We start from the raw sequence: 216 nt of genomic DNA, 5'->3' as shown, positions 1-216 counted from the left end.
AGGTTGCCCAGCGCATAGGCCTTGTGCGAGGTCGGGTTGTGGGTGGAGATGGTACGGATGTTGCGCCAGTGGCGATCCAGGTTGAACTGGGCGAGCGTGGCCGAGGCCCCGGCGATATCGAACAGCGCCGTGGCGGCGTGATGGGCAATGCGGTCCACCGTGATCTTGGCGCGGGCGGCGGCAGCGGCCGCATCTTGCAGGCGATCATCGGCATCA

1 pseudogene is annotated in these 216 nt (G+C 66.7%); it reads right to left on the bottom strand.

Annotated features, from left to right (window positions below):
• A pseudogene (locus B3873_RS13280) lies at positions 1-216 on the bottom strand (acyl-CoA dehydrogenase); the annotation flags it as partial.

The sequence above is a fragment of the Herbaspirillum sp. UBA812 genome, assembly GCF_002296545.1.
Taxonomy (GTDB): Bacteria; Pseudomonadota; Gammaproteobacteria; order Burkholderiales; family Burkholderiaceae_D; genus Herbaspirillum; species Herbaspirillum huttiense.
Note: the sequence above shows the minus strand (reverse complement) of the source record. Positions and strands in the feature narration are given on the sequence as shown.